Genomic DNA, 4,709 nt, shown 5'->3' on the forward strand with positions numbered 1-4,709 from the left:
GCATTGCTGGAGATTTCGTGATGATGCGCATGATCGTGTGCATGGGATGCATGGTCGGCGCTTGTGTCGAGAGGCTTGGTGTCGTTCATCGGCGGCACTATGGAAGTTGAACGCAGAGCATAAGCATTAGTGCGCTTGTTATGACATGACATGCCGGCTCATGCGTAAGGTTATGCTTGCCCGATGCGCTCCCTGCACGCCGCCGGTGTCGACATCTTCGCTCGCATTGCCCTTTGGTCACGTGGCGAACCCCTGCTGCTGACCATGCTCGGGTTGAACCTCGTTCTGGGCGTGGTCGATCCGCGCCCCTTCAGGGACTGGCTGCAGTGGCTCGATATGCCAACCCTGGCCAGCCTGCTGGCCTTGCTGGTCGTGGCCCAGGGGATACGCACCAGCGGACTGGTCCAGAAACTGGCGCGGCACATGCTGCGGTTCATGACAAATCGGCGCACGCTGGTGTTGGTCCTGATGGGACTGGCTGCGGTCTCAGCGATGCTGCTGACCAACGATGTCAGCCTGTTCCTGATTCTTCCCCTGACCCTGGCGTTGTGCGAAGGGGTTGCACTGCCGCGCGTGCGCGTGGTGGTCCTGGTCGCTCTGGCAGTGAATGCGGGAGCCGCGCTCAGCCCGATCGGCAACCCCCAGAATCTCATGCTGTGGCGGGCATCCGGTGCAGGCATGGGGCATTTCGTGGCGGCCATGGCGCCGACGGTGGCGATCATGCTGCTGGTCCTGCTCGCGGCCACCTGGTGGCTGGTGAAGGGGGGCGCGTTGCATCCGATCGAACCTCCGCAACAGGGCACGCGGCTGGATGTGCGCCTGGGCGGGATGTCACTGGTCCTGCTGCTGGTCCTGCTCGGGCTGCTGCAGATGGGTCTTGTCTGGTGGGCACTGGTGCTGGTGCTTGTCGTGTTTGGATGGCAGCGGCCCCACGTGATCGGCAGCGTGGACTGGAGCTTGCTGGCCATCATCGCATTGATGCTGATGGGACTGGGTCATCTGGTCGAGATCCCATTCGTGCGAGCGTGGCTCGGACAGCTGGATTGGGGCCATCCATCCGTGGTCTACGTCAGCGGTATCGTGCTTTCCCAGGCCATAAGCAACGTGCCGGCAACAGTGGCCCTGTTGCATCGTGCGCCGGACCCGATGCACCTGGCCATGGCCGTGAATATTGGAGGCAGCGGGCTTGCCATCGGCTCGCTGGCCAACCTGATTGCACTGCGTCTGGAAGGCAGCCGCAGGATCTGGCGTACCTTTCACCTGATCTCGGTGCCCTACCTTCTGGTGGTCGCTACGTTGGCATGGTGGTTGCTGTGATTTTGTCCGGTCCGTGCGGTCGCTGCGCTGAAATGCACTGCCGGCTGAACAGGGTTCGGCGGTTTTGCCTTTGCTCCATGCCATGTTCATGCGCCGCATGTTTTCATGGCTTTCAGTGGCGCATGTTTTTTCGCGCCAATGATTCCTTCCAGCAATGTGAGGTGGAGCATGCAATCGGACCGTATCAAGGGTGAGTGAAAACAACTCAAGGGACATTTCAAGTCGGAGTGGGGCAAGTTGACCGACGACGATCTGGATGTTCTCACCGGACACCGCGATTACCTTGTCGGCAAGATCCAGGAACGGTACGGCATCGCCAAGCAAGAAGCCGAACGCCAGGTCGACCGGTTTGAGGTCAAGACCTGAATGCGGCGATGACGCATTCACCATGCTTCGATGAAAAGGCCGCGTGAGCGATCACGCGGCCTTATTTCATGTGCACTAAACCCTTGACTCTTGACCAAGGTCAAGGGTTTAGACTGGCTGCATGGAAACTGCCAAACGATCCGCCTTCAGCATCGGTGTGGCCGCCCGGGAAGCCGGTGTGGGCGTCGATACCATTCGCTATTACGAGCGCCAGGGGCTTTTGCCGCAGGCGCCACGTCGACCATCAGGCTATCGCGAGTACGGTCCCGATGCAGTGGCGCAATTGCTTTTCATTCGCCGTGCCAAGGAACTTGGGTTCAGTTTGGACGACATTCGCGAGCTGCTGGCATTGTCCACCGACCGCGAGAAGGGGGTGGCCGGCGTCAAGGCGCGTGCCCAGAACCGCCTGCGGGATGTCGAGCAACGAATCCACGAGTTGGGCCGGGTTCAGCGTGGACTGAAGAAGCTCATCGAGGCCTGTCCCGGCCACGGTGATCTGGCGCAATGCCCAATCCTGAAATCGCTTGCCTCCAGGGAGGATGCATGAACACGAGCACGCACGAGCAGGACAGCCCCAGGATCGCCTTTGCCGTGGATGACGGCCACGCCATCGATCCCAATTGCGGCATGCGCGTGGATACCGGATCGCCACGCCACCTCGATCACGAGGGTAAACGCTATTTCTTCTGCGGCGATGGTTGCCGCGACAAGTTCGAGGCCGATCCTGCGGCCATCCGCGCCAAGGGACGCCACCGCGAGATCGAAAAGCGGCGCATGGATCCGGTGTGCGGCATGTCCACCGATCCCGAAAAACCCCGCCACAGCGCCGTACACGACGAACACACCTATCACTTCTGTTCGGCCGGCTGCCGCGAGAAGTTCCAGGCCGATCCGTCGCGTTACCTGGAAGCCGCGCCGGCTCCGGCACCCGCGCCGCCGGGGGCCATCTACACCTGTCCGATGCATCCCGAAATCGAGCAGGAAGGTCCGGGCGATTGTCCCAAGTGCGGCATGGCCCTGGAGCCGATGATGCCCAGTGCGGACGACGATGATGACGGCGATATCCGCGCCATGAGTCGCCGCTTCTGGACCCTGGTTGCCCTGACTGTGCCGGTGGTGGTGATCGCGATGGGCCCGCATCTGACGGGGTTGCAGTGGCCCGCAGTGTGGCGTACTCCGCTGCGCTGGAGCGAGGCGCTGCTGGCTTCGGTGATCGTGCTCTGGGGCGGGGCGGCATTCTTCAAGCGCGGCTGGAATTCGCTCAAGCCGTGGAACCCGAACATGTACACCCTGATTGCGCTGGGCACCGGTGTCGCCTGGTTATACAGCGCCGTGGCCTTTCTGTTGCCGGGGCTGTTTCCGGCCGGCTTCCGGGAGCATGGCCATGTTGCGGTCTATTTCGAGTCGGCGGCCTCCATCGTCACCCTGGTTTCGCTGGGCGATTTTCTCGAGTTCCGCGCGCGCCGACGCACCGGCGATGCGCTCAAGGCCCTGCTCAACCTGGCACCGAAGACTGCACGCCGCATCGATGCCGACGGCAGCGAGCACGATGTGTCGCTGGATACGGTCACGGTGGGTGATGTGCTGCGGGTGCGACCGGGGGAGAAGGTGCCGGTCGACGGCGAGGTCACCGGTGGTGAAAGCCACATCGACGAATCCATGCTGACCGGCGAGCCGATTCCCGTGGCCAAAGGTACGGGCGATAGGGTGACGGGAGGAACCGTCAACAAGGACGGTGCCCTGACCATGCGCGCGGGCAAGGTCGGCAGCGACACCATGCTCTCGCAGATCGTCGCGCTGGTGGCCAAGGCCCAGCGCAGCAAGGCGCCGCTGCAGCGGATCGCGGACAAGGTCGCGGCCTGGTTCGTGCCCTCCGTGGTCAGCGTGGCGGCACTGGCCTTTCTGGTCTGGGCCTTCGTGGGTCCCGAACCGCGTCTGGCGCATGCGCTGATCGCCGCAGTCTCGGTGCTGGTGATCGCCTGCCCATGTGCACTGGGACTGGCCACGCCGATCTCGATCATGGTCGCCAGTGGGCGTGGTGCACAGCACGGCGTGTTGTTCCGCGATGCCGGCGCGATCGAATCGCTGCGTGACGTCGATACGCTGGTCATGGACAAGACCGGCACCCTGACCGAAGGCCGTCCCTCGCTGCGCAGCCTGGTGACCTGTGGCGAGCTTTCACGCGAGGATGCGCTGGGGCTGGCGGCGGCACTGGAACAGCCCAGTGAGCATCCGCTGGCGCGGGCCGTGCTGGCCGGCGCGAAAGACGAGGGCCTGCCCATTCCCTCGCTCGAGGATTTCAAGGCCGTGGCCGGGCAGGGCGTGAGCGGGCGCGTCGACGGACGAACCGTGGCGCTGGGCAACCATGCCCTGATGCAGGGCTTGGGCGTGGATATGCCTGCGGATCGCCAGCAGCAGGCGGAGCGCCTGCGCGAGGACGGCTCGACCGTGATGTTTCTCGCGGCCGATGGCGAGGTGGTCGCGTTGCTGGCCATTGCCGACCGCATCAAGGACGGCGCGGCGAAAGCGATTGCCGCCCTGCATGGCGAAGGGCTGCGCTTGCTGATGTTGACGGGCGACAACGCCACCACGGCGCAGGCCGTGGCCCGTGAGCTGGGCATCGACGATGTCCGCGCCGGCGTCTCGCCCAGTGAAAAGTCCGACGCCGTCAAGGCGCTGCGGGCCCAGGGGCGTCGCGTGGCCATGGCCGGCGACGGCATCAACGATGCACCGGCCCTGGCCGAGGCGGACGTGGGCATCGCCATGGGCAGCGGCACCGACGTGGCCATGGAGAGCGCCCAGGTGACCCTGGTACGCGGTGACCTCGCTGGCCTGGTGCGCGCCCGCGCATTGTCGCGGGCCACGGTGCGCAACATCCACCAGAACCTGTTCTTCGCTTTTGTCTACAACGCGCTTGGCGTGCCGCTGGCCGCGGGCGTGCTGTATCCCGTGTTCGGCATTTTGTTGTCGCCGATGATCGCGGCGCTGGCGATGAGCCTGTCCTCGGTGTCGGTGGTGTCGAACGC

General features: G+C 64.1%; 3 protein-coding genes and 1 pseudogene. All 4 read left to right on the forward strand.

The features are described from left to right. The first annotated feature begins 183 nt into the window (after positions 1-183). Positions 184-1,317: an SLC13 family permease gene (locus tag PF446_RS04320; RefSeq protein WP_298070020.1), complete on the forward strand. Its 1,134-nt coding sequence runs from the start codon at positions 184-186 to the stop codon at positions 1,315-1,317. A 210-nt stretch (positions 1,318-1,527) separates the two neighbouring features. Then, positions 1,528-1,683: pseudogene (locus PF446_RS04325) on the forward strand (CsbD family protein); the annotation flags it as partial. 121 nt (positions 1,684-1,804) lie between these two features. Continuing rightward, positions 1,805-2,230, forward strand: coding sequence for a heavy metal-responsive transcriptional regulator (locus PF446_RS04330; RefSeq protein ID WP_298070021.1), 426 nt, complete (start codon positions 1,805-1,807; stop codon positions 2,228-2,230). Beyond that, a partial coding sequence (locus tag PF446_RS04335; protein ID WP_298070022.1) for a heavy metal translocating P-type ATPase occupies positions 2,227-4,709 on the forward strand: 2,483 nt, incomplete at its 3' end. The genes PF446_RS04330 and PF446_RS04335, both read left to right, overlap by 4 nt.

The organism is Oleiagrimonas sp. (assembly GCF_027858935.1).
Lineage (GTDB): Bacteria > Pseudomonadota > Gammaproteobacteria > Xanthomonadales > Rhodanobacteraceae > Oleiagrimonas.